This window comes from Pseudoxanthomonas sp. 97-1-1, assembly GCF_057773125.1.
Map to the genome: position 1 here is coordinate 183,413 of NZ_JBYMTJ010000004.1, position 24,709 is coordinate 208,121.

Consider the following 24,709-nt stretch of genomic DNA (forward strand, 5'->3'; position numbering starts at 1 on the left):
GCGGCCCTGATGGAGGATTGTGGATGAAGTCACCCCGTTTCATTGTCGCACTCGGCCTGGCCGTGGCGCTTGCCCTGGGCCAGCCCGCGAGCCTCTACGCCGCGCCCGCGCTGCCCAAGGGCATCACCGCCGGCCCCAGCATCGAAGGCATCAGCGAGTACACGCTGTCCAACGGCCTGCGCGTGCTGGTGTTCCCCGATGCCACCAAGCCCACCGTGACCGTCAACCTGGTCTATGGCGTGGGTTCGGTGCACGAGAACTACGGCGAGACCGGCATGGCGCACCTGCTTGAGCACCTGCTGTTCAAGGGCACGCCCACGCAGTCCGACATCAGCGGCGAGATGAAGAAACGCGGCATCGACTTCAACGCCACCACCGGCCTGGACCGCACCAACTACTTCGCTTCGTTCCCGGCCAACACCGACACCCTCGAGTGGGTGTTGAAGATGGAAGCCGACCGCATGGTCAACTCCAATGTCGCCAAGAAGGACCTCGACAGCGAGATGACCGTGGTCCGCAACGAGCTGGAAGCGGGCGAGAACAGCCCCGGTGGCGTGCTGTTCCAGCGCATCCGCTCGACGGCGTTCCTGTGGCACAACTACGGCAACACCACCATCGGCGCACGCAGCGACGTGGAGGGCGTGCCGATCGACAAACTGCAGGCGTTCTACCGGCAGTGGTACCAGCCCGACAACGCCACCCTCATCCTCGCCGGCCGTGTGGACACCACCGACGCGCTCGCCCGCGTCGCGCGCCATTTCGGCGCACTGAAGAAGCCCACCCGCCCGCTGCCCCGCTTCTACACCCAGGAACCGGCGCAGGATGGCGAGCGCGAAGTCACCGTGCGCCGCGTCGGCAACCTGCGGCTGGTCGCGGCCGCCTACCACGCTCCGGCGGTGGCGCATCCGGACAACGCACCGCTCAGCGTGCTGGCCAACGTGCTGGGACACACGCCCGGTGGCCGCCTGCACAAGGCGCTGGTGGAAACCAAGCTTGCCGCCGGCAGCGGCGCCAACGGCGAATCCATGCGCGACCCCGGACTGCTGACCGTGGTGGCCGTGGTGCCCAACGACGGCGACGCCGCGAAGACCGAAGCCGAACTGCTGAAGCAGGTCGAGCAGCTCGCCGCCCGCCCGGTCACGCAGCAGGAAGTGGACGAGGCGAAACAGCGCATCGGCAACGCCTACGACCTGTACTTCACCGACGTCAATGCCGTGGGCATGGGCCTGTCCGAGTTCCAGTCCGCCGGCGACTGGCGCCTGCTGTTCACCAGTCGCGACGCCATCGCGAAGGTCACCGCCGACGATGTCAACCGCGTCGCCGCCGCGTACCTGAAGTCGAGCAACCGCACGCTGGGCCGCTTCATTCCCACCACCACCCCGGAGCGGGTGGAGATTCCTGCCGCGCCCGCGGTCGCATCGCTGGTGGACGGCTACACCGGCGGTACCGCCGTCAGCGCCGGCGAGCAGTTCGATCCCTCGCCGAAGAACATCGAAGCAAGAACCCAGACCTTCACGCTGGGCGACGGCCTGAAAGTCTCGCTGCTGCCGAAGAAGACCCGTGGCGGCACCGTGATCGTCGATGCCAACTTCCGTTTTGCCGATGAAGCCGCGCTCACCGGCCGCGAAGGTGCCGCCGGCATGGCCGGCGCCATGCTGATGCGCGGCAGCAAGACGATGACGCGCGAGCAGATCGACCAGCGACTTGAACAGCTGAAGACGCAGGGCAGCGTGGGCGGAAGCCTGCAGGGTGCCAGCATCGGCCTGCAGACGCGTCGCGAACACCTGGCCGATGCCCTGGCGCTGACCGCCGACGTCCTGCGCAATCCGGCGTTCCCTGAAAGCGAGTTCGAACAGCTGCGCCTGCAGGCACTGACCGGCATGGAAGCCTCGCGGCAGGAGCCGGGGGCGATCGCCGGTCGCGCGCTGGCGGAGTATTTCGACCCGTGGCCGGCCGGCCATCCGCTGCGCAACCGTACGCTGGACGAATCGCTGGCGGAACTGAGGGCGCTGAAGCTGGACGACGTACGCGCGTTCCACCGCGACGTGTACGGCACCGCCAACGGCGAGATCGCCATCGTCGGCGACTTCGACCCCGCCGCCGTGCGCGCGCAGCTGGAGCAGCTGTTCACCGGCTGGAAGAGCGGCAAGCCGTACGCGCCCATCGCCACCCGCTACACCGGCGTGGCGGCGAAGCAGGCGCGCTTCGAGACGCCGGACAAGCCCAATGCCGTGCTGCTGGCCCGGCACAACCTGTCACTGAAGGTCACCGATGCGGACTACCCGGCGATGGTGATCGCCAACCGCGTGTTCGGCGGTGGCGCGCTGAAGTCGCGCCTGGGTGATCGCATCCGCCAGCAGGAGGGCCTGAGCTACGGCGTCTCCAGCGGCGTGCGCGCCGACGACAGCCGCACCGGCCAGGACGATGCCGGCAGCTTCAGCATCCAGGCCATCGCCGCGCCGGAGAACATGGCGAAGGTGGAAGCGCTGGTGCGCGAAGAGCTGACGAAACTCGTCAAGGACGGCATCACCGCCGACGAACTGAAGGACGCCGTGGCCGGCATGCTGACCGAACGCGAGCAGGGCCGCGCGGACGACGGCAGCGTCGCCGGCATGCTGGCCGACCAGCTGTTCTTCGGTCGCACCATGCAGTTCACCGCCGACCTGGATGCGAAGTACGCCGCACTGACGGTGGACCAGGTGAACGCCGCGATCCGCAAGCACTTCAAGCCCGAGGCGCTGAGCGTGTTCCTGGCGGGCGACTTCGCCAAGAAGGCCGGCGCGCCGGCGGCGGCGCCCGCGAAGTGATCCGCATGACGTGAGACGGAACGGCCCCGCAAGGGGCCGTTCTCGTTTTCGCGCTCGCAGAAGATCCTTTCCCGCGCAGATGTTCCCCTCTCCCCTGCAGATGCTCCCCTCTCCCCGCGTGCGGGGAGAGGGTGCCGAAGGCGGGTGAGGGGGAACGGAGAGGCGACGTACAACGCGCCCGTACTGTTGCCAGAGGCGCGGCCGCGACGACACATCCCGCGTGCCCGACCATCGCGCCCGCCCCTCATCCGCCCTCCGGGCACCTTCTCCCCGCAAGCGGGGCGAAGGGAAAACCCTTCATCGCGCGCCTGAACGTCGCGAACGCCTGGCGAGCCCCCTCCGCCTCACATTGAGCCTTGTACACCGGCCTCGGAGCCCAGCCATGGAGCCCGGAGCTCCGTCGATGGGGCTCGGAATGCCAACGATCGAGCTCTCCCATGCCATCGATGGAGCTCGGGAACTCCATCAGTCTCACATTGAGCTCCATCCGCGAGGCTCGGAAAGCCATCGATGGCACTCGGAAGGCGATGGGATGGCTTTCAGAGCCCCATCGATGGAGCTCGGCAGCTCCATCGTTCTCACATCGAGCTCCACCCGCGAGGCTCGGAGTGCCATCGATGGCACTCGGAATGCGATGGGATGGCTTTCGGAGCTCGATCGATGGAGCTCGGGAGCTCCATCTGTCTCACATTGAGCGCCATCTGCGAGGCTCGGAACGCTGTTGATGGGATTCGGCGCTCCATCGTGCTCACATCGAGCCTCGCCTGCGCGCCTTCGACAGGCAACGCAGGCTTACGGCAGCCGCAGCGTCGCCAGCAGCGGGAAGTGGTCGGACGGATAGCGTCCGCCCCAGCGCGTGGTGATCGAGGCGATCGATTCCAGCTGCACGCCGCGGACGAAGACCCAGTCGATGCGCTTGTCGGCGTTGCCCGTGAACCCATGGAACGTCGCTTCACTGCCTTCCACCCGCGGTGCGGTGGTCCACGCATCCTGCAGCGTCTGCGCGAGCACGGCGTGCACCTGGCTGTCCGGCGCGGTGTTGAAGTCGCCAGTCAGCACCACCGGCACCCCGGCCGGCAACGCGGCCAGGCGGCGCGCGATGGCCTGCGCGCCCTTCACCCGCGCGGCTTCGTCCTGATCGCGGTATGGCAGGTGGGTGTTGAACAGGTAGAAGCGCTTGCCGTCGCTGCGCTGCTCGAACAGCGCCCAGGTCACCATGCGCGGATAGAGATGGTTCCAGGTGATGCTGCCCGGCACGTCGGGCGTATCGGACAGCCAGAAGTCGCCGGACTCGACCACCTTCAGGCGGTCCTTCCGGTAGAACACGCCCATGTGCTCGCCGCCGCCATCGGCATTGCGACCGCGACCGAACCACGCGTACTCGGGCAATTCACGCGCCAGGTACTCGGCCTGCGCCTGCACCAGTTCCTGCAGGCCGATCACGTCTGGCGCCTCCTCGCGCAGCATGCGTACCGCCAGCGGCTTGCGTGTTTCCCAGTAGTCCACGCCATCGCTCTCCGCGGGCAGGCGGATGTTGAAGCTCATGATGCGCAGGGCATTGGTGGGCTTTGCCGGCGGCACGTCGGTGGCCTGGGCTTGCAGACCGGTGGTGGCGAGGATCATCACGATCAGGATGGCGCGGAGGAGAGGCATGGCGGTCTTCCGGTTCGACTCGCACCAGTATAGGAACTGCGGTAACGTCGCGCCCCATTGGGGAGGGAAGGAGTTCGATCATGCGAGGAATGACGTGCATCGGCCGTGCCGCCTGGCTGTTGTCTGCTCTGGTGTATGCGCAGATTGCATCTGCGCAGAGTGACGCTCCCGTACCGATCGACGACGCGCAGACGACACGCGCGATCCTGGATGCCGATGCCACGGGCCGCTTGATCTACCTGCACGACCAGGCGGCTGCCGTCGCCACTGACGCAGCGATGGAGCTCAAGGCGTTTCGTCGGGACGGCAAGCACGGAGACCTGGCGGGCTGGATCACCGAGCAGCGCGAGGAAGGCATCGTTGTGAGCTTCGTCAGCAGCGAACCGGTACCACGGGCGCGATACCGGGCGACGGTCACGAGCGACGGCCGCGTCTCGGGAAAGGCGGAAGCGCTCACTGAGCCGGTGGCGTTGACGGCGTACGAACTTGGCGCGGCGCGGGCGCGTGCCACCGCCGCCGCTGCAAAGTTCGAGCCCTGCTCACGCACCTACAACACTGTCGTGCTGCCCACCAACAATGAGGGCGGTGGCTGGGCCGCGTATCTGCTGCCGGGAACCACGCAGCATGGCATCGTCCCCATCGGCGGCAGCTATCGCCTCGATCTGGATCCCGCCGGAGAACGGATCCTCAAGCAACGGCCCTTCACTCGCACCTGCATTGCGCTCGACAGTCCACGCAACGACAGATCCATGAAAGCCGTGGCCATGATGGTCACCCACCTGCTAGACCCGGTTCCGACCGAGGTGCACGTGTTCTGGAGCCTGTGGGCGCGCCAGCCGATGTATGTGGCTACGTCGGAAGGCAATTGGCTGATCGAGGATGGCAAGACCAGGCTGATGTCGCGCAGGGAGAAGAAAGAACAATGAAGACGGTGGCATCCACTCTTCGTGCACTGTGCGCATGCACGCTGCTGGCGCAGGCGGCCGTGGCTTCGTCGACCTCGCCCGCGCCTGCACCTTCGCCAGCTACCAACGACACCGCGACAGCCTGCGCTGCCGCACGCCTCAAACCTTTCACGAGCCCCTACGGCGTCCGCCAGGCATGGCCGGTGATGGCATCGCCGCCGGCCGACATGCTGCACACGCTGGGCACGCCCTTGTCGGACATGGGCCACGTCGCCGACGGCTACCAGCAGTTCCTGCATGTCGATACGCAGGCACGCGCGGTCTATGTGGTGGAACAAGGCGGTTTCGCCGGCACCACGAAGGTATTCGGACCCCTGCCGCTGCCGCGCTGCACGCCGACGACCCTGCCCGCGGCGACGACGACGCCACGCTGAACTGCGTGGCGTCGCGAGATGGGCTTACGCCAAGCGGCGCTGGCCGCTGTGTTTTCCTTCCGCGATCTCCTCCACCAGCTTGGCGCAGAACGCGGGCAGATCCTCCGGTGTGCGGCTGGTGACCAGGCCCTTGTCGACGATGACTTCGTCGTCCTTCCAGTTCGCGCCCGCATTCTCCAGGTCCTTGCGGATGTTGGGCACCGAGGTAACGGTGCGGCCACGCAGCACGTCGGCGTTGGCGAGCACCCACGGGCCGTGGCAGATCGCACCGACCGGCTTGCCGGCTTCGAAGAAGCCGCGGGTGAAGGCCAGTGCCTGGTCGTCCACGCGCAGGGCGTCCGGATTGAACAGCCCCCCGGGAATGACGAGCGCGTCGTAGTCCTTGGCGGAGACTTCGGACAGCACATGATCCACGTCCACCTGGTCGCCCTTGTCGAAGTGCTTGAAGCCCTGGATGCGTCCGCCATCGGGCGAGACGATGTCGACCTGCGCGTGGTGCGACTGCAGTACGCGCATCGGTTCGGTCAACTCGGATTGCTCGAAGCCGTCGGTGGCGAGGATGGCGACGCGTTTTCCCGTCAGGTGGCTCATGGGAAGGCTCCCGTATGAATGAGATATCACGGTAGCGTGCGCCACGCGCACGGCATGCGAAGGAATCGTTGCCATCGTGTCAACGCGCGTAGTCGATGTGCTCCAATGCCTCATCTGTTCATGGAAGGGCACTCATGCCCCGTCGCATGGTTGTCGTGTTACGCAGCGTGGCGGCGTGCGTCGTGTCGCTCTACGCGTTGCCTCTGGTCAACCAGATCGGCGGTGAACTCGCAGCGGCGCTGCGCCTGCCTTCCGGCGGTGACGCGCGGCTGGCCTACGACCTGCTGTGGGTCGTCATGGCCGGCGTGGCCGGCAGCATGCTGATGGTCGGTGTGGCGGCAGTCGCGAAGACCGCGCACGCCTGGGTGTTCCTCGCGTTGTACCTGGCCCTCGGCGTGACCCTGGTCTGGCTCGCGTGGGAAGACTTCCCGCGCTGGTTCACCCTCGCCTGCCTGCTGACCTTGCCCGTGCAGGTGTGGCTGGGCTGGTGGTTGGCGTGGGGACGTCGGCGCGCCACGCGCGCGGATACGTGAGGCTCAGGACTGCGCTTCGCCCACAGAAGTGTTCCACCTCAGCGCCGCGGCCACGCCGCCAGCAACGCCCACAAGCCGCCGATGCCGGCGATCCACGCGGAAGCGGGCACGTCGAGCAGGCGTGGCCCACCCGCTTCCAGCGCATACAGCACGGCCGCGACGATCAGCAGGCCCACGCCGAGGATCGCGGCGACGACGCGGCGCTGCAGGCCCTTCATCGTCTGGGTCAGTTCGGTGAGGTCCTTGGAACGCATCGCCAGCTCGTGCCGGCCTTCCACCTGCTGGCTCAGCCATGCATGCACCAGGCGCGGCATGTCCGGCGCGTGGGTCATGATCTCGGGCAGGCGCTTGCGGAACTCCTGCGCGGCGCGTTGCGGGCTGTAGCGCTCCAGCAGGATGCGCTCCAGCACCGGCCGCGCCACCGCCCAGATGTCGATCTGCGGGTCCAGTTGCCGGCCCACGCCCTCGATGTTGAGCAGGGTCTTCTGCAGCAGGATCAGCTGCGGCTGCAGGGTCAGCTCGTAGCGCTGCGCGGTACGGAACAGCTTGGCCAGCACTTCGGCCAGCGAGATCTCGCTGAGCGGGCGGGTGAAATAGGGTTCGCAGACGGCGCGCGCGGCGGCTTCGAGTTCGTCGATGCGGATGTGCGCCGGCATCCATCCCGCCTGCACGTGCAGTTCGGCGATGCGGCGGTAATCGCGGTTGAAGATCGCCATGAAGTTCTCGGCGAGCCAATACTGATCGTCGCGTGAGAGCTGGCCCATGATGCCGAAATCCAGCGCGATGAAGCACGGATCGGTCTTCCGCTCCGGATCCACCCAGATGTTGCCGGCGTGCGCGTCGGCGTGGAAGAAGTTGTCGCGGAACACCTGCTGGTAGAACACGCGCACGCCTTTGGCGGCGAGTGCCTTGCGGTCGATGCCCGCGGCATCCAGCGCGGCGATGTCGTCGGACGGGATGCCGCGCACGCGTTCCATCGTCATCGCGCGCTCGGCGGTGTGCGACCAGATCACCTCGGGCACGTACAGGTCGGGCGAGTCCGCCCAGTTGCGCCGCAGCAGGCTGGCATTGCCGGCCTCGCGCTGCAGGTCGAGTTCCGCCGCCAGCGTGTTCTCGATCTCGGCGACGATCTCGCGCGGGCGGATCTTGTCGGCGTTCGGATGCGCGCGGTCGACGATGGCCGCGATGCTCTCCAGCAGCGCGATGTCCCCGGCGATCTGCCGACGGATGTCCGGGCGCAGCACCTTCACCACCACCTCGCGCCCACCGGGCAGCGTGGCCGCATGCACCTGCGCGATGGACGCGGAGGCCAGCGGCGTGGTGTCGAAATGCTCGAAGGCCTCGATGATCGGCCGGCCCAGCTCCTGTTCCACCAGCGCACGCGCGACATCACCATCGAACGGCGCCACGCGGTCCTGCAGCAGGGTGAGTTCTTCGGCGATGTCGGGCGGGATGAGATCGCGGCGGGTGGACAGGATCTGCCCGAACTTGACGAAGATGGGCCCGAGTTCCTGCAGCGCCAGGCGCAGTCGCGCACCTCGCGGCTGTGCGGCGATCTCCGCCGATGCACGCGGCACAAACGGGCGGCCCAGCTTCAGCCAGCGCTCGACCGGCGTGCCTTCGAGCAGGTCGTCCAGGCGATAGCGGAGCAGCACGCGGCCGATGCGGCTGGCCCTCAACACCGACTTCATGCGCGGTGCTCCACGCGTGCGGCGAGGCGGCCGATGCGGACGGCCAGCCGCTCCACGTCGTCGCGCATGGCATCGACGTCATCATGGAAGGCATTGAGTTCGTCGCGGCCGACCACGTCGCGCGATTCTTCGGTCACGTACTCGGCGGCACTTTCCGCAAGGTTGCCCGCGGCAATGCGGGCCTGTTGCAGACCGGCACGTACGGCATTCGCCACCTGCACGCCGATCACGTCACCGAACACCCGGGTGAACGGCAGCGACCAGTCGGGATCGAAGCGCGTGGCCAGCGTCTGCAGGCGGCGTGCGAGCTCGGCGTCGCCGGAGACTTTGACCTTGCCGACCGGGGTCGCGTTGTCGCGACGCAGGAAAGGGAGTTGACCGAGCAGTCCGCCGAGCGTGCTGCGCACGGCGAGATCGGCTTCCAGCACTTCACTGGCCGGACCTACCTGCAGGCGACCACCGCCGACCATGATGTCCATTGCCAGCGGCGGAGCATCGACCACCAGCTGGATGCGGCGGCCTTCGAGAGGACGCAGCGCCGCCGATGTGTCGGGATCAAGCGCGATCGCCTGGTTGAGCGCGGCTTCGAGTGCGCGACCGGCGAGGGGTTTCAGGGCATCGAACGGAGACAGGTCCATGCCGCCATTCTAGCGGCAAAGCCTGCATGCCCTGCCCGCCCGTCGGCCTGCTTCATGCAGGCTCGGGGCGGGCTCGATGGCGTCCTGCCATCCCGGCGGGGAGAGACGGTGGAAAGGTCAGACGCGCTTGCCGCGCAACAGCGAGATGATCGCCAGGATCACGAAGACGACGAACAGTACCCACGCGATGTTGGTGGCGGCACCCGCGATGCCGCTGAAACCCAGTACGGCGGCGATGAGGGCGATGACGAAGAAGATGATGGCGTAGCGCAGCATGGAAACTCCTTTGGGCTGTGGCCAGCGATGCAGCCGGTAGTGGCGTGCGCCATGCTGGAACGCGGGGAGTCATCGCCGCGTGATTTCCGCGCGGTGCGATATGGACACGCTTCAGTGTCGTGATTCGGACGTGAAGATCAGGCGTTCTGCAGGAGGGGCTGCAGCCCCACCTCTCTTACACCAGGGATGCAGTCGCCCTCAGAGGCATCCACTCTCCTGCCGCACTGCGGCGCGCTCATCGACGCAGGCATGGCACGTTGGTCGAGGCGCGGACTGAAGCCCTTCCTACAACGGATGATCGCGCAGCCAGGCGCGCAAGCGCTCGAACCCTTCTTCCATCGACACGCGCGGTACATAACCGAAGTCGCGACGTGCGGGTGCCATGTCGTACCAGTGCGCTGTGCTCAGCTGTTCGGCCAGGAAGCGCGTCATCGGCGGCTCGCCTTGCAGTGGCAGCACCGTCCACAGGGCTTCGCACACCGCACCGATGCGATACGCGGCCTTGAAGGACAGGTGCTTCTCGACGCGCGGCGCATGGGCCGATTCCAGCAGCGCGTTGAGCAGCTTGCGCATGGGCCATGGCTCGCCGTTGGAGATGAAGTACGCCTTGCCCGCGCAGGCCGCACCGGGTGCCAGGTGGTCGAAGGCGTCGAAGTGCGCTTGCGCGGCGTTGTCGATGTAGCTGGTGTCGACATGGTTCTCGCCACTGCCAACGATGCGCAGGCGACCGGCGCGGGCACGCGATACCAGTCGCGGCAGGATCTGGTGGTCGCCCGGACCCCAGATCAGGCGCGGGCGCAGCGCGACCGTCGCCAGCGATGCATCGTTGGCGGCGAGCACCGCCTTTTCGGCGATCGTCTTCGTGGTGGCATACGGCGCCTTGAAGCCTTCGCCGTAGGGCACGGTGTCGGCGGTGCCGCCTTCCACCGGATGCGTGGCACGGTGGGTCACGCTGGGCGTTGAGGTGTAGACCAGGCGACCGATGCCGTGCGTGCGACACGCCTCGAGCACGTTCTGCGTGCCGACCACATTGGCGTCGTGGTAGCTCTTGTAGCTGCCCCAGGCCCCGGCCTTCGCGGCGTTGTGGAAAACCGCGTCCACGCCATCGGCGGCATGCATCACCGCATGCGCGTCGGCGAGATCGCCCTGCACCTGGCCCACGCCGAGTTCGCGCAGCACCGGGTAGTAGCCACGGTTGAGGCTGATCACCTCGTGCCCGCGTTCGACCAGGCCACGGCACAGCGCCTGGCCAAGGAAACCACCGCCGCCGGTGACCAGGATCTTCATGCGTGGTGTCCTTGTTGCGTGCGTGCCCATGCCGCCAATGTCTCCCGACCGATCTTGGCGTTGTGGCGGATGTCGACGGGAAAGCCGGGGTGCGGCAGGAAGGTGGCGATGCGCGCGGTGTGCGGATGGCGTGCACCGATGGCGCGCAGCTCGGCCTCCATCTGCGTGCGGTCGGCGCTGGCGCCGGGCTGCAGTTCGTAGCAGAGCACCGGCGATTGGCGTCCGGGCTCGCCAACCCCGACCAGTGCGGTGCGGCGGACCCGCGGATGGATGTTGAAGACGGGTTCGACCTGCTCGGTGTAGAGCGGGCCGTCGGCGGTCTCGACGCGTTGCGTCTTGCGACCGCAGAACCACAGTCGGCCTTCGCCATCGAACCAGCCCACGTCGCCCATGCGATGCACGGTGCGTTCGGCACCCTCGGGCAGGGTTTCGCGGATCTTCGCTGCGCGCGTGGCGGCATCGCGACGGAAATAGGTATCGGTGGCGGTGGGGCCGGCGACGGTGATCTCGCCAACTTCGCCGTCGGGCAGCACCTCGACATCGGTCCAGCGTTCGATCGGCGCGTCGGTGATGCGGATGATGCGGACCTCGTTCGGCGGCACGGCGCGACCGACGCAGGTGCCGGCACCGGCTTCCGTGTCCACGCGCGTGGCGTCCAGTTCGCGGCCTTCGATGACGGCGACCGGCAGGCATTCGGTGGCCCCGTACGGCGTCCAGAACTGCGCGGTATCCGGCAGCAGCGTACGGATCTTCGCCACGACGTCCGGCGGCACCGGTGCGCCGGCCGAGGTCACGCGCTGCACGCCCGGCAGTGGCGCGCCATGGTCGGCGAGCACCTTCATCAGCGCAGGCGAGCCGAACAGCTGGGTGACGCCGAAACGCGCGATGGCCGCGTGCAGTTTGCGCGGATCGGCGCTGGCCGGGCGCGTGGGATCCATGTCCGGGATCACCGAGGTGAGCCCGAGCGCGGGATCGAACAGCGCGAACGGCGGGAACGTGGGCAGGTCGACGCCACCGGGCTGCATGCCGAAGGCGTTGCGCAGCAGTTCGATCTGGGCGACGAAATGGCGGTGGCGGTAGACCACACCCTTCGGCACGCCGGTGGAGCCGCTGGTGAACAGGATGCCGGCGACATCGTCGGGTGCGGTGGCCGCCAGCTGCGGACCGGCGTCGGTACCGCGCGCCTCGATCTTCGCCAGCGTAGTGCCACCCCACGCCCAGCGCGTGCCGACGGTGACGATCCTCTTCGCGGACTTCGCCCAGCCCAGCACGCAACGCGCGGCCTGCGCCAGCGGGATGCCGATGAAGGCCTGCGGTTCGGCTTCGTCCAGGCACTGCTTCAGCGCGCGCCGGTCGATGCCGGGGTCCACCAGCACCGGCACGGCGCCGGCCTTGAACAGCGCGAACATCAGCAGGAAGAATTCCGGGGTGGGCCGCACCATCACCACGGTGCGGTCGCCGCGACCGATGCCGTACGCGCCAAGACCGGCGGCGATGGCGTCGCTGCGCGCGTCCAGCTGGGCATAGGTGAGTTCGCGGGTGTAGCGTCCGGCGGCGTCGGGACAGCGCATGGCCACGCGGTCGGGCTGCTCGCGGGCCAGCCGGGGCAGGCTGGCGGCGATGTTGCACGGATCGGTCATGCGGCCATTGTCGCCGCTGGACGGTACTTGCGTCAGCCGCCCGGGTTGGCAGAATGCGCGTCCCGCCCGCGCACCGCCGCCAGCCAAGCCCCGATGCATCCCTGCCTGACCTGCGGCGCCTGCTGCGCCCACTTCCGTGTCAGCTTCCACTGGAGCGAGGCGGATCCCGACCAGGGCGGCGTGGTACCGATCGAACTGACCGAACCGCTGCGGGTGCACGAGCGGGTGATGCGGGGCACCTCCCAGAAGCACCCGCACTGCGTGGCGCTGGATGCCGACATCGGCCGCTACAGCCGCTGCACGATCCACGACCGGCGACCGTCGGTATGCGCGCTGGTGCCGGCGTCACTGGAGTTCGGCGAGCGCAGCGCGCAGTGCGACAAGGCGCGGTTGGCGCATGGGTTGCCGCTGCTGGAGGAAGCGGACTGGGTAGGCGTGGTCGAGGCCGAGAAGAATCCGTTACCGGAGCTTTAAGCCTTCTCCCCTTGTGGGAGAAGGTGGCGCGAAGCGCCGGATGAGGGGAGGCGAGCGCAGCGAGCCACTCAGACATCCGTCAAATAGAGCAACGGCAAGAGCGCCCCTCATCCGCCTTCGGCACCTTCTCCCCGCTGGCGCAGGGAGAAGGGAACACCTCCGTGGGAGATGGGATCAATCCAACGGATGGCGGTCCAGGAAGTCGCGGATCAGCGGTACCAGGATCTCGTGCCTGTCTTCCAGCACGTAGTGGCCGGCGTCCTCGTAGACGTGCACTTCCGCATTCGGCAGTGCTGCGCGGAAACCATCGAGGAAGTGCCTGTCGAACACGAAGTCCTTCAAACCCCAACCCAGGAACGCGGGCCGGTCGGCGAACGACGGCAGCGCCTTGCCGGCGGCTTCGAGCAGCGACCACGCCTTGTCCTTCGGGCCCAGCGGGATGTCCTGCATGAAGCGGATCGTCGAAATGCGGTTCGCCCAGGTGTCGTACGGCGACACGTACGCGCGACGCACATCGGGGGGCATGCGGCGCTCCACGCCGATCCATGACGCGCCTGCGGAAAACGCGTTGAAGCCGCGGATGATCCACTCGCCGATCTTCCAGTCGCGGCCGAGTGCGATCTGCCATGGCATCGGCTTGGCGGCCGGCATCGGGAACGCGGCGGTGTTGGTGATGACCAGACGCTTCACCTGCGCCGCATGCGAGAGCGCCCAGCCGAAACCGATCATGCCGCCCCAGTCGTGCACGGCCAGCGTCACCGGGCCGGTGATGCCCAGGTGTTCCAGCAACGCTGCAACATCATCCACGCGCGACTGCAGCGTGTACTCGTAACGGCTGTCGTCGGGCTTGTCCGACAGGCCCATGCCGATGTGGTCGGGCACGATGCAGCGGTAACGCTTGCTAGCAGCGGGGTCCGTCAGCCCGGCCACCAGCGTGCGCCAGTAGTAGCTCCACGACGGATTGCCGTGCAGCATCACCACCACCTCGCCATCGCGCGGGCCTTCGTCGAGGTAGTTCATCGACAGGCCCGGGCGGACCTCGAAGCGCTTCGGATGGGAGGGGTAGCCGGGAAGGTTCATCGCGCGTCGCCGCCGTCAAAGAAAAGGGCCGGCGAACCGGCCCCTGGAATGCGAATGCCGGGTGGGGTTACCACTCCACCTCGGCCATCGTGCAGTTCAGGCCCGAGCCGATGCCGAGCAGGGCGATGCGGTCGCCCTTCTTCAGCTTGCCCAGTTCCTTCAGCTTGCTCAGCACGATCGGCACGCTGGCCGGGCCGATGTTGCCGTGCTCGGTAAAGATGGTCATGACCTTCTTAGGGTCGATGCCGAACGACTTCACGAACGCCTGCGTGTGCGGGCGGCTGACCTGGTGGATGACGAACTGGTCCAGTTCGTCCACCGCCCAGCCCAGTGCGATCTTGGCCGCGGCGAAGGTCTTGGTGGCCAGCTTCATGCCCTCGATCAGCAGCATGCGGGTATCGGTGACCATGCGGTCCAGGTTGCCGCGGCAGAGCTTGTTCCACTCGGTCGCCGAGCGGGTCACGCCACCCTTGTAACGCGGGGCATCCGGCGCCAGCTCGCGGCGCGTCATCACCATCGCCACGGCACCGCAGCCCAGGGTCAGGGCCGCCAGCTCGTCACGGAACTGCTGCTCGGTGACATCCGGGGCATTGAGGCGCTCGATGGTCTTGTCGTAGACGAGGTTGGCGGTCTCGCCATCGACGACCAGCGCGTAATCGATCTCGCCGCGTTCCAGCATGCGGGCGGCGATGTCCATGCCGTTGATGAAGGCCAGGCACGCATTGGTCACGTCGAAGGTCTGGCAATGGTCGCTGACGCCCAGGTTGCCGCAGACGATGCTGGCCGTGGACGGCTCCAGGTAGTCGCGGCTGACGGAGGTGTTCACCACCAGGCCGATCTTGTCAGCGCCGATGCCGGCGTCGAGCAAGGCCTTCCGTGCCGCCAGCGTGGCTGCGTCGGAGGCCTGCACATCGTCGTCCCACAGGCGGCGGGCATGCACACCGGCGACGTCGTTCAACACGTCGGTCTTGATGCCCAGGCGGTCGAGCGTGGGCTGGAGGCGGGCGTTGATCTCGTCGGACGTCAGCGTGTGCGGCGCATCGATATGCGCCAGTCCCGCGATGGAGACATTCTTGAAGAGCATCGAGGTTAGCGCCAAGGCTCAGGCAAAGGGGGCCGACAAGGGTACTCACTTCCCGCCTTCACCGCATCTTTACGCAGGATCGCCCTGGGCGCGCGCCATCCTGAACAGTGATGTGCGTCACATTTCATCGGCCGCAACGGAACGCGGCGAAACGCTGCTCGCCGTTGGCCGGATCGCCCAGGGGCTGCAGGGTATCGGCCTGCAGGCCGGGGGCCTCGTTGCGGGCCAGGGTTTCCAGTTCATCGCGCACCCTCAGGGCGTTGCGCTCATAGAAGGCCACGCTGTCCTTGACCGATACCGATACCTCGCCGCGCTTCTCGCAGCCGGCGGGAACGGCGCCCACGCCGACCACGCGGACATCCCGGGCGGTGGGCGCCAGGTGCACCCAGGTGCAGGCGGACAGCAGCACGGTGGAAGCGGCGGCAAGCAGGACGAGTCGCATCGGGATCACCTGGAAAGGGGAGTCGCGGCCATTCTGGCCCACGCGGGATGAATCGCTCCGGGCACGCGCACCGCTCCCCGCGCGGAGGAGCGGTGCCGTTCGGGCCTTACGGCTTCTGTTTGCCGTCGGCATCCAGTTCCACCGCTTCGCCCAGCTGCAGCGCGCGGACCGATTCGCCGACCTTGGACAGGTCACCCACCACCACCCAGGTCAGCGCGGACGGCGACAGGGTGGACGCCGCCCTGGCCACGTCGGCTGCGCCGATCGCTTCGTTGCGGGCCTTGTACTGGACGATGTAGTCGTCCGGCCGGCCGTACCGCTGGTTGGTGGCGATCTGTCCCAGCACGGCGGACGCGGTTTCGTACGCGCCCGGCAGTTCCAGCGTGTTGGCCGCGCGGATCTTGGCGATTTCCTCCGGCTTGGACGGCGCCTGTCCGGTGGCGAACTGGCTGATCTCCTTCTGCAGCTCCTTCATCGAGTCGGCAGTGCGGTCGCTCTGTACCGCGGCGCTGGCCCACCACGGGCGCTGACCAAGTGCATTGCGGGCACCGCTGTACGAGCCGTACGCCCAATGCTTGTCCTCGCGCAGGTTCATGTTGAGGCGGGAGCTGAACTGCCCGCCCAGCACGCCGTTGGCGAAGTCGAAGTCGATGGTGCCGGTGTCACCGGTGGGCGGCACCAGCTGGGCGGCGTAGACGTTGGACTGGATGGCGCCCGGCTGGTCGATCAGGAACACGCGCGGCTTGGTGGCGTTGGCCACCTTGGGCACGGCCGCCAGCTTCGGTGCGTTGGGCGCGGGCTTCCAGTCGCCCAGGCGGGCTTCCAGCAACGGCACGATCTGCGCCAGCGTGGTATCGCCGACCACGGTGATGCGGGCCTGGTCCGGCTGCAGCCAGTCACGATGGAAGGCGACCAGGTCGTCGCGGGTCAGCGAGGCGATCGATGCCTCCGTGCCCGAGCCGGTGAACGGGATGGCATACGGATGGCCGGCGCCATACAGCAGCGGCGGCAACGTGCGCAGCGCGGCGGTCTGCGGGCGCGCCTTCTCCTGCTTGATGCCGGCGATCCAGGTGGCGCGCACGCGCTCGATCTCGGCCGGGGCGAAGGTCGGGCGACGCAATACGTCGGCAAGCAGGTCCAGCGACGGGTTCAGCTTTTCGGTCAGTGCCGACAGGCCCACCGAAGCGCTGTCCAGGCCGGCGCCCGTGGTCAGTTCCGCGCCCAGCGCTTCCTTGCGGGCGGCGAAGTCCAGCGCGCCGTACTGGCCCGCGCCTTCGTCCATCATCTGCAGCGCAAAGCTGGCGGTGCCCAGCTTCTTGCCGACATCGGCGGCGTAACCGCCGGGGAACTCGACGCTGATCTGCACCACCGGCGTTTCATGCCGCTCGGCCAGCGCGACCTGCATGCCGTTGGACAGGGTGGCGCGCTGCACGGCCGGGAACTTCAGGTCCGGGAAGGTCGCGGTCTTCGGCACGCCCTGGCTGCGATCCACGTCGGTCTTCACCGTCTTGAACTTCGGATCGACCTTGGGTGTGGGGGCCGGCTGCGTGGCGGGCGCGGCGAACACGGTTTCCGGCAGGGCCGAGGCCGGCGTCTCGCTGGGCTGCACGAGGATGGTGTGCGAGGCCCCTGCCAGCCATTTCCTGGCCACGGCCTGCACTTCCGCCGGCGTGGCGTTGGCGAGGATGTCCAACTCTTCCTTGTAGCAATCCGGCGTGCCCTGGTAGACGGCGCACGAGGCCAGTACGTCGGACTTGCCGCCGAAACCGCCGATGCGCTCGATGCCGCGCACGAACGCCGCGCGCCCGGAGACCTTGGCACGCTCCAGCTCTTCGGCTGTCGGGCCCTGGGTGACCAGGCGCTTGAGTTCCTCGTCCAGGGCCTGTTCGACCTTGGCCGGCTCCACGCCTTCCTTCACGGTGGACATCAGGAAGAACGTGCTGCTGATCTCGCTGCTCCACTGGAACGCGCTGGCCTGGTCGGCGATCTTGTCGCCGTGCACCAGGCGGGTGTCGAAGCGCGAGGCCGCGCTGCCGCCCAGCACCTGCGCGAACAGGTCCAGCAGGGTGGCGTCCTTCGTGCCCATCTCCGCCACTGGCCAGGCGCGGTAGACGCGCACCTGCGGCACGCGGTCGGGGATCGTCTCGCGGGTGTCCCTGGCGTGCTTCGGGATGTTGGTTTTCATGTCTGCCAGCGTGGCGCTGGCCGGGATGTCGCCGAAGTAACGGGTCACCTTCTCCTTGGCGGTGGCCACGTCGATGTCGCCGGCCAGCACCAGCACGGCGTTGTTGGGGCCGTACCAGCTGCGGAACCAGGTCTTCACGTCATCCAGCGTGGCGGCGTCCAGGTCGGCCATGGAGCCGATGGTCTGCCAGCTGTAGGGATGCCCGGCCGGGTACAGCGCCTCGAACATGCGCGCGAAGATGCGGCGGCCATAGGGCTGGTTCTCGCCTTGGCGCTTCTCGTTCTGCACCACGCCGCGCTGCTCGTCGAGCGCCTTCTGGTCGATCGCGCCCAGCAGGTGGCCCATGCGGTCGGATTCCATCCACAACGCCATGTCCACGGCGGTGGTGGGCACGTTCTGGAAATAGTTGGTGCGGTCCTGGTTGGTGGTGCCGTTCTGGTCGGTGGCGCCGACCAGCTCGAACGGGGTGAAGAACTCGCCGTCATGGTTCTCGCTGCCCTGGAACATCAGGTGCTCAAACAAGTGCGCGAAGCCGGTGCGGCCCGGGGTCTCGTTCTTGCTGCCCACGTGGTACCAGACATTCACCGCCACGATGGGCGCCTTGCGGTCGGTGTGCACGATCACGCGCAGGCCGTTCGGCAGGGTGAACTCTTCATACGGAATCACGACGTCCGCGCCCGCCGGCTTCGCATGCGTCGACGCCGGCGCGTAGGCCAGTCCCCCGAGCGCGGCGGACAGGGCGATGGCGAGCAGGGCGGCGCGGGGCCGGCGGGAAAGGTGCATCGGACACTCCTTTGAATACTGAATGGGCCTGGAGAACCCCCGATGCTAACCGCCGCCCGCGGTCATTACACTAGGCCACAAGCCATGACGAATGGCTCATCCGCCGCCCCGCTGCGGCCCGCCAATCCTGTTGTGCGGAGGTGCCATGGACCGCAAGCACTGCCTGGTGACCGGGGCCAACCGGGGCCTGGGCCTGGAACTTGTCCGGCAGCTGCTGGCCCGCCATTGCCACGTCATCGCGACCTGCCGGCAGCCCGGCAAGGCCACTGCGCTCAACAGCCTGGCGGGCGAGTACCCCGGCCGCCTGCATGTGCTGCCGCTCGACGTTGCCGACGCCCGCAGCCGCAACCAGCTGCTCCACGAGGTGTCGCTGGTTACCGATGAAGAACCCCTGCACCTGCTGGTGAACAATGCCGGCGTGCTGCGCGGCGGCGAGCGTTTCGGCCACGTGACCGCTGCCGATCTCGACGCCAGCTTCCATACCAACGCCGCCGGCCCGTTCCTGCTGGTGCAGACGCTGGCCGCACGCCTGGCCGAGGGCGGCGTGGTGGCCAATATTTCGTCCGAGGTCGGATCGATCGGCCTTAGGCAGGAATTCCGCACCCCGAGCTATGCCATCGGCAAGGCCGCGCAGAACATGGCCACCTCGCTGTTGTCGCAGGCCCTGGCCGCACGCGGCATCACGGTCGTCGCCCTGCATCCGGGCTGGGTCCGCACCGACATGGGGGGCGACAACGCAGCGCTGTCCGTGCAGGAGTCCGCCACAGGGCTGCTTCATGTGATAGACCATCTAGGCGCAGAAGACAGCGGCCGCTTCCTCGACTGGCAGGGCGCTCCGCTGCCCTGGTAAAGCTGAATGCCGGCTGCGCCGGCGCCAGTGGACCGCAACGGTTCCTGGTTGAACGGCATCCAAACCAGAACACACCGCATTGACCGGGATCGGGCCGAAGCGGCGTGTTCGCAGTCACAACGCACACCCAGGCGCGTCCTGTTGCATGCAGGACGGACACCCGGGCGGACATGCACTCGGACACCGGACACGCAGAACAGAAGCCTAAAGCCCTATTGGATCAACAACTTGCGATTGGCACGGTTTCTGCTCTATCCATAACAAGCCTTCCGCTGTCCGACGTCAACCTGACTGAAACCTGAATCAACTCACCGAAACGAACGGTTTTGCTTGATCTGTCTGTCTAGGTGTACTACCTTACTACCACACCACACAACAACATCACTACAGAGGCATGACAATGAACACCAAGAACCTCCTCCCGCTGACCGCCGCCGCCGTGTTCGCCCTGTGCGCCGGATCCATGGTCGTTTCCGCCACCCACGCCGACAACAACCGCAACACCGCCGAAGCCACCCACATCGTCAACCTGCCCACGGTCACGGTGAAGCCCGATGCGGCCGACCTGGCCCACTACCTGACCTACAAGGACACCAAGATCGTCGACCTGGCCACGGTCACCGTGAAGCCCAGCGCCGAAGACCTGGCCTACTTCGTTGCCCAGCAGGCAGTGCGCGTGGTCGACATGCCGGTGGTCACCGTGCGTCCGTCCGCCGAGGACATGCAGCAGATCGCGGTGCAGGCGGGCGTGCTGGCCGGCCAGCTGGCTTCGCGCTAATACGCAGGCAACACACCACGCTCCACCTGCGTTTCCACGCAAGCCGGCAGCCGCCGGAGTTCCACCGCACCACATGCCCGTGAGGCCATGCAGCGCCGCGTAGAATGCGCGCCATGACCGACACCCTGGACATCGATGTCCTGCTGTACCAGCCGGAAATTCCCCCGAATACCGGCAACGTCATCCGCCTCTGCGCGAACACCGGCGCGCGGCTGCACCTGATCGAACCGCTCGGGTTCGCATTGGAAGACAAGCAGCTCAAGCGCGCCGGCCTGGACTACCACGAATACGCCACGCTGCAGGTCCACGCGTCGCTCGAAGCGGCCCTGCAGCACGTGCGACCCACGCGCCTGTTCGCACTGAGCACCCGCGGCGCCCTCCGTTACGACCAGCCCGCCTATCAGCCCGGCGATGCATTCCTGTTCGGCCCCGAGACCCGCGGCCTGCCGCAGGAGGTACTGGAGGGCCTGCCCGAACAGCAGCGCCTGCGCCTGCCGATGCGCCCGCAAAACCGCAGCCTCAACCTGTCCAATACGGTGGCCGTGGTGGTGTTCGAAGCGTGGCGGCAGGCGGGGTTCGGCGGAGGCGCGTGATCGCGCGCAGACTGTCGCCATGACCCGCCCTGCCACGCCGCCGCCATCGCCACCCTTCGAGGTCACCCGATTGCTGGATACGGCCACGGTATCGGTGCGCGAGGTCTGCTGCCGCGGCGAGTGCCGGCATCGCAGCGGCGAGGAATGTACGAACGCGACCCACCTGGTGTTTCCGTACCGCGGTGTCTACCTGCGCCATGTCGGCAGCGCCCAGACTGTCGCCGACGCCAACCATGTCCTGTTGTTCAACGCCGACGAGGACTACCAGGTCAGCCATCCCGTCGCCGGCGGTGACGCCAACCTAGTGCTGCAGCTGGCCGAACCACTGCTGCGCGAACTCTCGCCGGTATCGCAGATCCGTAACGGCGGACGCGCCGTGTTCCGCCATCAGGCGTTGCGCATCGACGCGCGCGCGCAGGCGCTGGTCGCCCTGCTGCAGCATGCACTGCGGCAGGGCGGGATAGAGCCGCTGGAAGCGGAAGGCCTGGCGCTCACCCTCGCCTCGCGCAGCCTGGGTCCCCGCACCGCGCACGTCCCCGGCGCCACCCGGGCACGGCAGCGGTTGGTCGATCGCGTCAAGGTGCTGCTCGCCAGCGATCCCGGTCGGCGCTGGACCTTGGCAGACATCGCGGCCGACACCGGCGGCTCTCCCGTCTACCTGACCCAGGCGTTCCGGCAGGTCGAAGAGATGCCGCTGTACCGCTACCAGTTGCACCTGCGGCTGGCGCGCGCACTGGATCTGCTGAAAGGCGACGACGACCTGTCCACGCTCGCGCAGAACCTCGGTTTCTCCAGCCACAGCCACTTCGCCGCCGCGTTCCGGCAGACCTACGGCCGCACGCCCAGCGCCTTCCGCGCGCTCACCCGCCGACCTGCCGCAACCGGCTAAAGATTCCGACAGCGCCAACGCTGCCCGCATGGTCTCCTGCGCCTGCCCGATCCGGGCTGCCCAAGGAACGTGTCATGACCGAACAGACCTGCGCTGCCTGCGACTACCCGCTGGACGGCGGCGCCATTGAAGTCACCCTTGGCGGCCGCACCGTTGAGGTGTGTTGCGAGGAATGCGCTGCCAAGCTGCGCGAGGCCGGCGCCGACGCCGATGCGGCTGCCTGACGTGCACAAGGCTGCCCTGCTGGTGCTTGCCGTCATGCTGACGGCAGGCACCTGGCCTGTCCTGGCGAAGACCCTCCTTCCTCCGGGGGCGGAAATGCAGCTGCGCGCGATCCATCATCGCCATGTCGCGGCCCATCGCGTGCCGGACCCGGCGTTCCTGCATGCACTTGCCGCGCCGGACCTGTTGGTGATCGACAGCGACGGTCAATGGCTGGACCGGACCGCATTTCTCGCATCGCTGCCCACCGCATCGCCCTTGGCGGACGTCGCCTACGACGATGTGCAGGTGCGCCTGTTCGGCACGGCCGCAGTGGTGCACGGCACCCTCCTGGGCCATCCGCACACAGGCGATGCACGGCGGGTGCGTTACACCGATGTCTATGCGTGGCGGGAAGGGCGCTGGACATGGGTGCATGGACAGCGCACGCGCATCGCGAACGCCGTTGCTGCCCCCGCATCGATGCAGGCGCCCTCCTCCGCGCCATCGCAGTGGCGTGGCTCCGATCCCGTCGGCGACGATGCCACCGTGCTGGCAGCCTTGAACGAACAGTACGTGCAGGCTTTCCGCGACGCCGACGCGGGCTGGTACGACGCGCATCTGGCGCCGGACTATCGGGTCGTCTCCGGCGACGGCTCGCTGCAGGACCGTGCCGCTGCCCTGGTCGACTTCGCCAGGCCGGTGTTCGCTGAAAGCATCGCCACGTTTCCGCTGGACAAGGTGCGGATCAACCGCATCGGGGAGCTCGCCTTGATCCATGCCGAGAACGCCTACACGCTGAAAGACGGCCGCCGGGGCATCAACCGCTATACCGACATCTGGATCAAGCGCGCCGGGCGCTGGTGGTGCGTGGCGGCGCACATCACCGTGCACACTCCACCCGCGTGACCCTGTCCTCGCAGAACGCTACGCGAACCGCGCCAGCCCGTAGGGCGTCAGCGGAATGTCGGTCGCTTCGCCCGCCATCATCTGGTCGAGCAGCCGTCCTGTTACCGGGCCCTGCGTCAAGCCGAGATGGCCATGCCCGGTGGCGACGAAGATGTCCTCGCCCGGCACCCGATCGATGATCGGCAGCGAATCCGGCGTGCATGGCCGATTGCCCGCCCATTCCGATACCGGTTCGGTCGTTATGCCGGGGAACAGCTTCCGCGCTTCGGGGTCGAGCCGGCGGATCAGGTGGTAATGCGGGTCGCGGCCCAGCGCCGTCAGCTCCTTGATGCTGGTCATGCGGATGCCGGACTGCATGGGCGACACCACCATGTAGCGCTCCGCCCACAGCGTGGGCCGACGCACGATGACATCCTTCTGCGGATACATCAGGTGGTAGCCGCGTGCGGGAATCACCGGGATCTTCACCCCGAACGGACGCAGCAGAGTGTTGCTCCAGGCGCCAGCGGCCACCACCACGCGGCCGGCATGCACCGCGCCATGATCGGTGTCGAGGCGATAGCCGCCGTCTTGCCGAAGGATCGCCGAGACGCTGGCGATCAGCGGTGTCGCGCCGCGCGCGCTCAGGTGATTGAAGAGGCGCCGGCAGAAATCCCCGGGGTCGCGCATCGCCAGCGATTCGCGCTGGAAGACCGCCCGCTGGAAGCCTGTGCCGATGCCGGGTTCGAGCTCGCGCAGCTGGTCGGCGTCCAGCACGTCGAACGCCACGCCGCGGTCACGCATCAGGCCACGTTCCCATTCGCCCTTCGCGAAGCTGGCCTCCTCGCTGTAGACGTGCAGGTAGCCGGTGTGCGCGATGAGGTCCTGTGCGCGGATCCGCTCGCCCAGTTCGAGCCACGCCGAGCGCGAGGCGGTATTGATCGCACTCAACGCATCGATGATCGGCAGCACGTGCTCCATCCTGCCCTGGTCGAGGAACTGCAGCAGCCAGCGCGCGTAACTCGGGCTGACGCCCCAATCGAGCTTCAATGGCGCCAACGGATTGGCGAGCATCCGCAGCGCCTTCATGACGATGCCGGGCGTGGACTGCGGCATCACGTTGCCGACGGAAATGGAGCCGGCGTTGCCGAACGACGTTTCGCCAGCGGGTCCCTTCGCATCGATCAGCGTGCACGACAGCCCGCGATCGAGGAGGTGGTGGGCCGTCGACAGGCCGACAATGCCGCTGCCGATCACCGCGACATCGGTGGTGCGCGGTGCAGGGGAGGAAAGGGAAGCACTCATCGGATCGGAACGTCGTAGGCGGTCTTGGGGGAGGGTTCGGGGCGGAAGGTGTAGTGCCACCATTCCATCGGATAATTATGGAACCCATGCCGCGCCATGGCCTGCAGCAATTGGTCGCGGTTGCGTCGCTGCTCGTCGCCCAGTTGCGGATGCGCGGTATTGGCGCGCGGATCGAAGAAATCGAACGGCGTACCCATGTCCAGTTCCGTACACGCGCCACCGTTGCAGCGCACGAGCGTCAGATCCAGCGTCGCGCCCCGGCTGTGCCCCGAGGACTCGGCAATGTAGCCATCGAGCAGGCGCGCCTTGTCCAGGTTCGGGTAGTACGCCGCCTTGGTGCGCTGATCGGCAGGGTCGCGTGCCCAGGCGACGAAGTGCTTCACCGCGCGTACCGGGCGATAGCAGTCGAACACCTTCAGCGACAGGCCTTCGCGCTGCACGTCCTGCTGCACGCGGGCGAGCGCCCGTGCGACCGGTTCCAGCAGCAGGCACTTGGGCGCGTCGTAACCGGCGACCGGCGCGCCCACGAAATTGTCCCTGCCCGCATAGCGGATTTCCTGCTGCAGACCGGGCACGACCGTCACCGCATCGACCAGGTCCGCCTGCGCCGCTTCCTGTGCCGGAGACACCTGCACGCCCGGCGCGGAAGCGCAGGCGCCGAGCAACGGAAGCGCACTCAACAGGAGCAGCGCCATGCCTCGC

General features: G+C 67.6%; 24 protein-coding genes. 11 read left to right on the top strand and 13 right to left on the bottom strand.

The features are described from left to right. Positions 1-23: 23 nt before the first annotated feature. A complete protein-coding gene (locus tag AC3DET_RS16120; RefSeq protein ID WP_488392269.1) occupies positions 24-2,807 on the top strand; it encodes a M16 family metallopeptidase in 2,784 nt (927 codons plus the stop codon). A 792-nt stretch (positions 2,808-3,599) separates the two neighbouring features. Here AC3DET_RS16120 and AC3DET_RS16125 read toward each other — a convergent pair. Continuing rightward, positions 3,600-4,460: an endonuclease/exonuclease/phosphatase family protein gene (locus tag AC3DET_RS16125; protein ID WP_488392270.1), complete on the bottom strand. Its 861-nt coding sequence runs from the start codon at positions 4,458-4,460 to the stop codon at positions 3,600-3,602. Positions 4,461-4,540: 80 nt separating this feature from the next. Between AC3DET_RS16125 and AC3DET_RS16130 the strand changes: the two genes are divergently transcribed. Then, complete coding sequence (locus AC3DET_RS16130; protein ID WP_488392271.1) at positions 4,541-5,386, top strand: hypothetical protein; 846 nt, start codon at positions 4,541-4,543, stop codon at positions 5,384-5,386. After that, a complete protein-coding gene (locus tag AC3DET_RS16135) occupies positions 5,383-5,799 on the top strand; it encodes a hypothetical protein (RefSeq protein ID WP_488392272.1) in 417 nt (138 codons plus the stop codon). Before AC3DET_RS16130 ends, AC3DET_RS16135 begins: the two co-directional genes overlap by 4 nt. A gap of 24 nt (positions 5,800-5,823) precedes the next feature. Here the strand turns inward: AC3DET_RS16135 and AC3DET_RS16140 are convergent, their stop codons facing one another. Further along, the gene (locus tag AC3DET_RS16140; RefSeq protein WP_488392273.1) at positions 5,824-6,390 is read right to left on the bottom strand and encodes a type 1 glutamine amidotransferase domain-containing protein; all 567 of its coding nucleotides are present in this window, start codon (positions 6,388-6,390) and stop codon (positions 5,824-5,826) included. Between the two features lie 134 nt (positions 6,391-6,524). On the opposite strand from AC3DET_RS16140, the gene AC3DET_RS16145 reads away from it, so the two are divergent. Then, a complete protein-coding gene (locus AC3DET_RS16145; RefSeq protein WP_488392274.1) occupies positions 6,525-6,923 on the top strand; it encodes a hypothetical protein in 399 nt (132 codons plus the stop codon). Between the two features lie 38 nt (positions 6,924-6,961). On the opposite strand, the gene ubiB is transcribed toward AC3DET_RS16145, so the two are convergent. From ubiB to oleC, 5 genes are all read right to left on the bottom strand, one after another. Beyond that, positions 6,962-8,614 (bottom strand): ubiquinone biosynthesis regulatory protein kinase UbiB, encoded by a 1,653-nt coding sequence (ubiB, locus tag AC3DET_RS16150; RefSeq protein WP_488392275.1) that lies wholly within the window; start codon positions 8,612-8,614, stop codon positions 6,962-6,964. Further along, positions 8,611-9,252 (bottom strand): ubiquinone biosynthesis accessory factor UbiJ, encoded by a 642-nt coding sequence (locus AC3DET_RS16155; RefSeq protein WP_192199725.1) that lies wholly within the window; start codon positions 9,250-9,252, stop codon positions 8,611-8,613. Before AC3DET_RS16155 ends, ubiB begins: the two co-directional genes overlap by 4 nt. A gap of 117 nt (positions 9,253-9,369) precedes the next feature. Continuing rightward, positions 9,370-9,528, bottom strand: a complete 159-nt coding sequence (locus tag AC3DET_RS16160) for a DUF1328 domain-containing protein (protein WP_082563134.1) — start codon at positions 9,526-9,528, stop codon at positions 9,370-9,372. A gap of 285 nt (positions 9,529-9,813) precedes the next feature. Next, positions 9,814-10,815: a 2-alkyl-3-oxoalkanoate reductase gene (gene oleD / locus AC3DET_RS16165; RefSeq protein WP_488392276.1), complete on the bottom strand. Its 1,002-nt coding sequence runs from the start codon at positions 10,813-10,815 to the stop codon at positions 9,814-9,816. Further along, positions 10,812-12,455, bottom strand: coding sequence for an olefin beta-lactone synthetase (oleC, locus tag AC3DET_RS16170; protein WP_488392277.1), 1,644 nt, complete (start codon positions 12,453-12,455; stop codon positions 10,812-10,814). Before oleC ends, oleD begins: the two co-directional genes overlap by 4 nt. A gap of 93 nt (positions 12,456-12,548) precedes the next feature. On the opposite strand from oleC, the gene AC3DET_RS16175 reads away from it, so the two are divergent. Further along, positions 12,549-12,929, top strand: coding sequence for a YkgJ family cysteine cluster protein (locus AC3DET_RS16175; RefSeq protein ID WP_488392278.1), 381 nt, complete (start codon positions 12,549-12,551; stop codon positions 12,927-12,929). A gap of 174 nt (positions 12,930-13,103) precedes the next feature. Here AC3DET_RS16175 and AC3DET_RS16180 read toward each other — a convergent pair whose 3' ends face one another. The 4 genes from AC3DET_RS16180 to AC3DET_RS16195 form a co-directional block, all read right to left on the bottom strand. Beyond that, positions 13,104-14,009, bottom strand: a complete 906-nt coding sequence (locus tag AC3DET_RS16180) for an alpha/beta fold hydrolase (RefSeq protein ID WP_488392279.1) — start codon at positions 14,007-14,009, stop codon at positions 13,104-13,106. A gap of 67 nt (positions 14,010-14,076) precedes the next feature. Next, positions 14,077-15,093 carry a 3-oxoacyl-ACP synthase III gene (locus AC3DET_RS16185; RefSeq protein ID WP_142122995.1) on the bottom strand — a complete coding sequence of 339 codons (1,017 nt, stop codon included), beginning with the start codon at positions 15,091-15,093 and terminating at the stop codon, positions 14,077-14,079. A 124-nt stretch (positions 15,094-15,217) separates the two neighbouring features. After that, entirely contained in the window at positions 15,218-15,535 is a 318-nt protein-coding gene (locus tag AC3DET_RS16190) for a DUF4156 domain-containing protein (protein ID WP_337732473.1), read from the bottom strand. 106 nt (positions 15,536-15,641) lie between these two features. Then, positions 15,642-18,503, bottom strand: coding sequence for a M16 family metallopeptidase (locus AC3DET_RS16195; RefSeq protein ID WP_488392280.1), 2,862 nt, complete (start codon positions 18,501-18,503; stop codon positions 15,642-15,644). A gap of 145 nt (positions 18,504-18,648) precedes the next feature. On the opposite strand from AC3DET_RS16195, the gene AC3DET_RS16200 reads away from it, so the two are divergent. The 6 genes from AC3DET_RS16200 (at position 18,649) to AC3DET_RS16225 (ending at position 22,723) form a co-directional block, all read left to right on the top strand. Continuing rightward, complete coding sequence (locus AC3DET_RS16200) at positions 18,649-19,353, top strand: SDR family oxidoreductase (protein ID WP_337732475.1); 705 nt, start codon at positions 18,649-18,651, stop codon at positions 19,351-19,353. Positions 19,354-19,753: 400 nt separating this feature from the next. Then, on the top strand, positions 19,754-20,131 hold the full coding sequence (locus tag AC3DET_RS16205; protein WP_337732476.1) for a hypothetical protein: 378 nt from the start codon (positions 19,754-19,756) through the stop codon (positions 20,129-20,131). Between the two features lie 113 nt (positions 20,132-20,244). Next, the gene (gene trmL / locus AC3DET_RS16210) at positions 20,245-20,724 is read left to right on the top strand and encodes a tRNA (uridine(34)/cytosine(34)/5-carboxymethylaminomethyluridine(34)-2'-O)-methyltransferase TrmL (protein WP_337732477.1); all 480 of its coding nucleotides are present in this window, start codon (positions 20,245-20,247) and stop codon (positions 20,722-20,724) included. Between the two features lie 19 nt (positions 20,725-20,743). Next, complete coding sequence (locus AC3DET_RS16215; RefSeq protein ID WP_488392281.1) at positions 20,744-21,613, top strand: helix-turn-helix transcriptional regulator; 870 nt, start codon at positions 20,744-20,746, stop codon at positions 21,611-21,613. 74 nt (positions 21,614-21,687) lie between these two features. Next, positions 21,688-21,837 carry a hypothetical protein gene (locus AC3DET_RS16220; protein WP_446538919.1) on the top strand — a complete coding sequence of 50 codons (150 nt, stop codon included), beginning with the start codon at positions 21,688-21,690 and terminating at the stop codon, positions 21,835-21,837. Beyond that, a complete protein-coding gene (locus AC3DET_RS16225; protein ID WP_488392282.1) occupies positions 21,824-22,723 on the top strand; it encodes a DUF4440 domain-containing protein in 900 nt (299 codons plus the stop codon). The genes AC3DET_RS16220 and AC3DET_RS16225 overlap by 14 nt, the downstream gene beginning before the upstream one ends. Before the next feature lie 18 nt (positions 22,724-22,741). Here AC3DET_RS16225 and AC3DET_RS16230 read toward each other — a convergent pair whose 3' ends face one another. After that, entirely contained in the window at positions 22,742-24,007 is a 1,266-nt protein-coding gene (locus AC3DET_RS16230) for an NAD(P)/FAD-dependent oxidoreductase (RefSeq protein WP_192199712.1), read from the bottom strand. Beyond that, a complete protein-coding gene (locus AC3DET_RS16235) occupies positions 24,004-24,702 on the bottom strand; it encodes a M15 family metallopeptidase (protein ID WP_488392283.1) in 699 nt (232 codons plus the stop codon). The genes AC3DET_RS16230 and AC3DET_RS16235 overlap by 4 nt, the downstream gene beginning before the upstream one ends. Positions 24,703-24,709 lie beyond the last annotated feature (7 nt).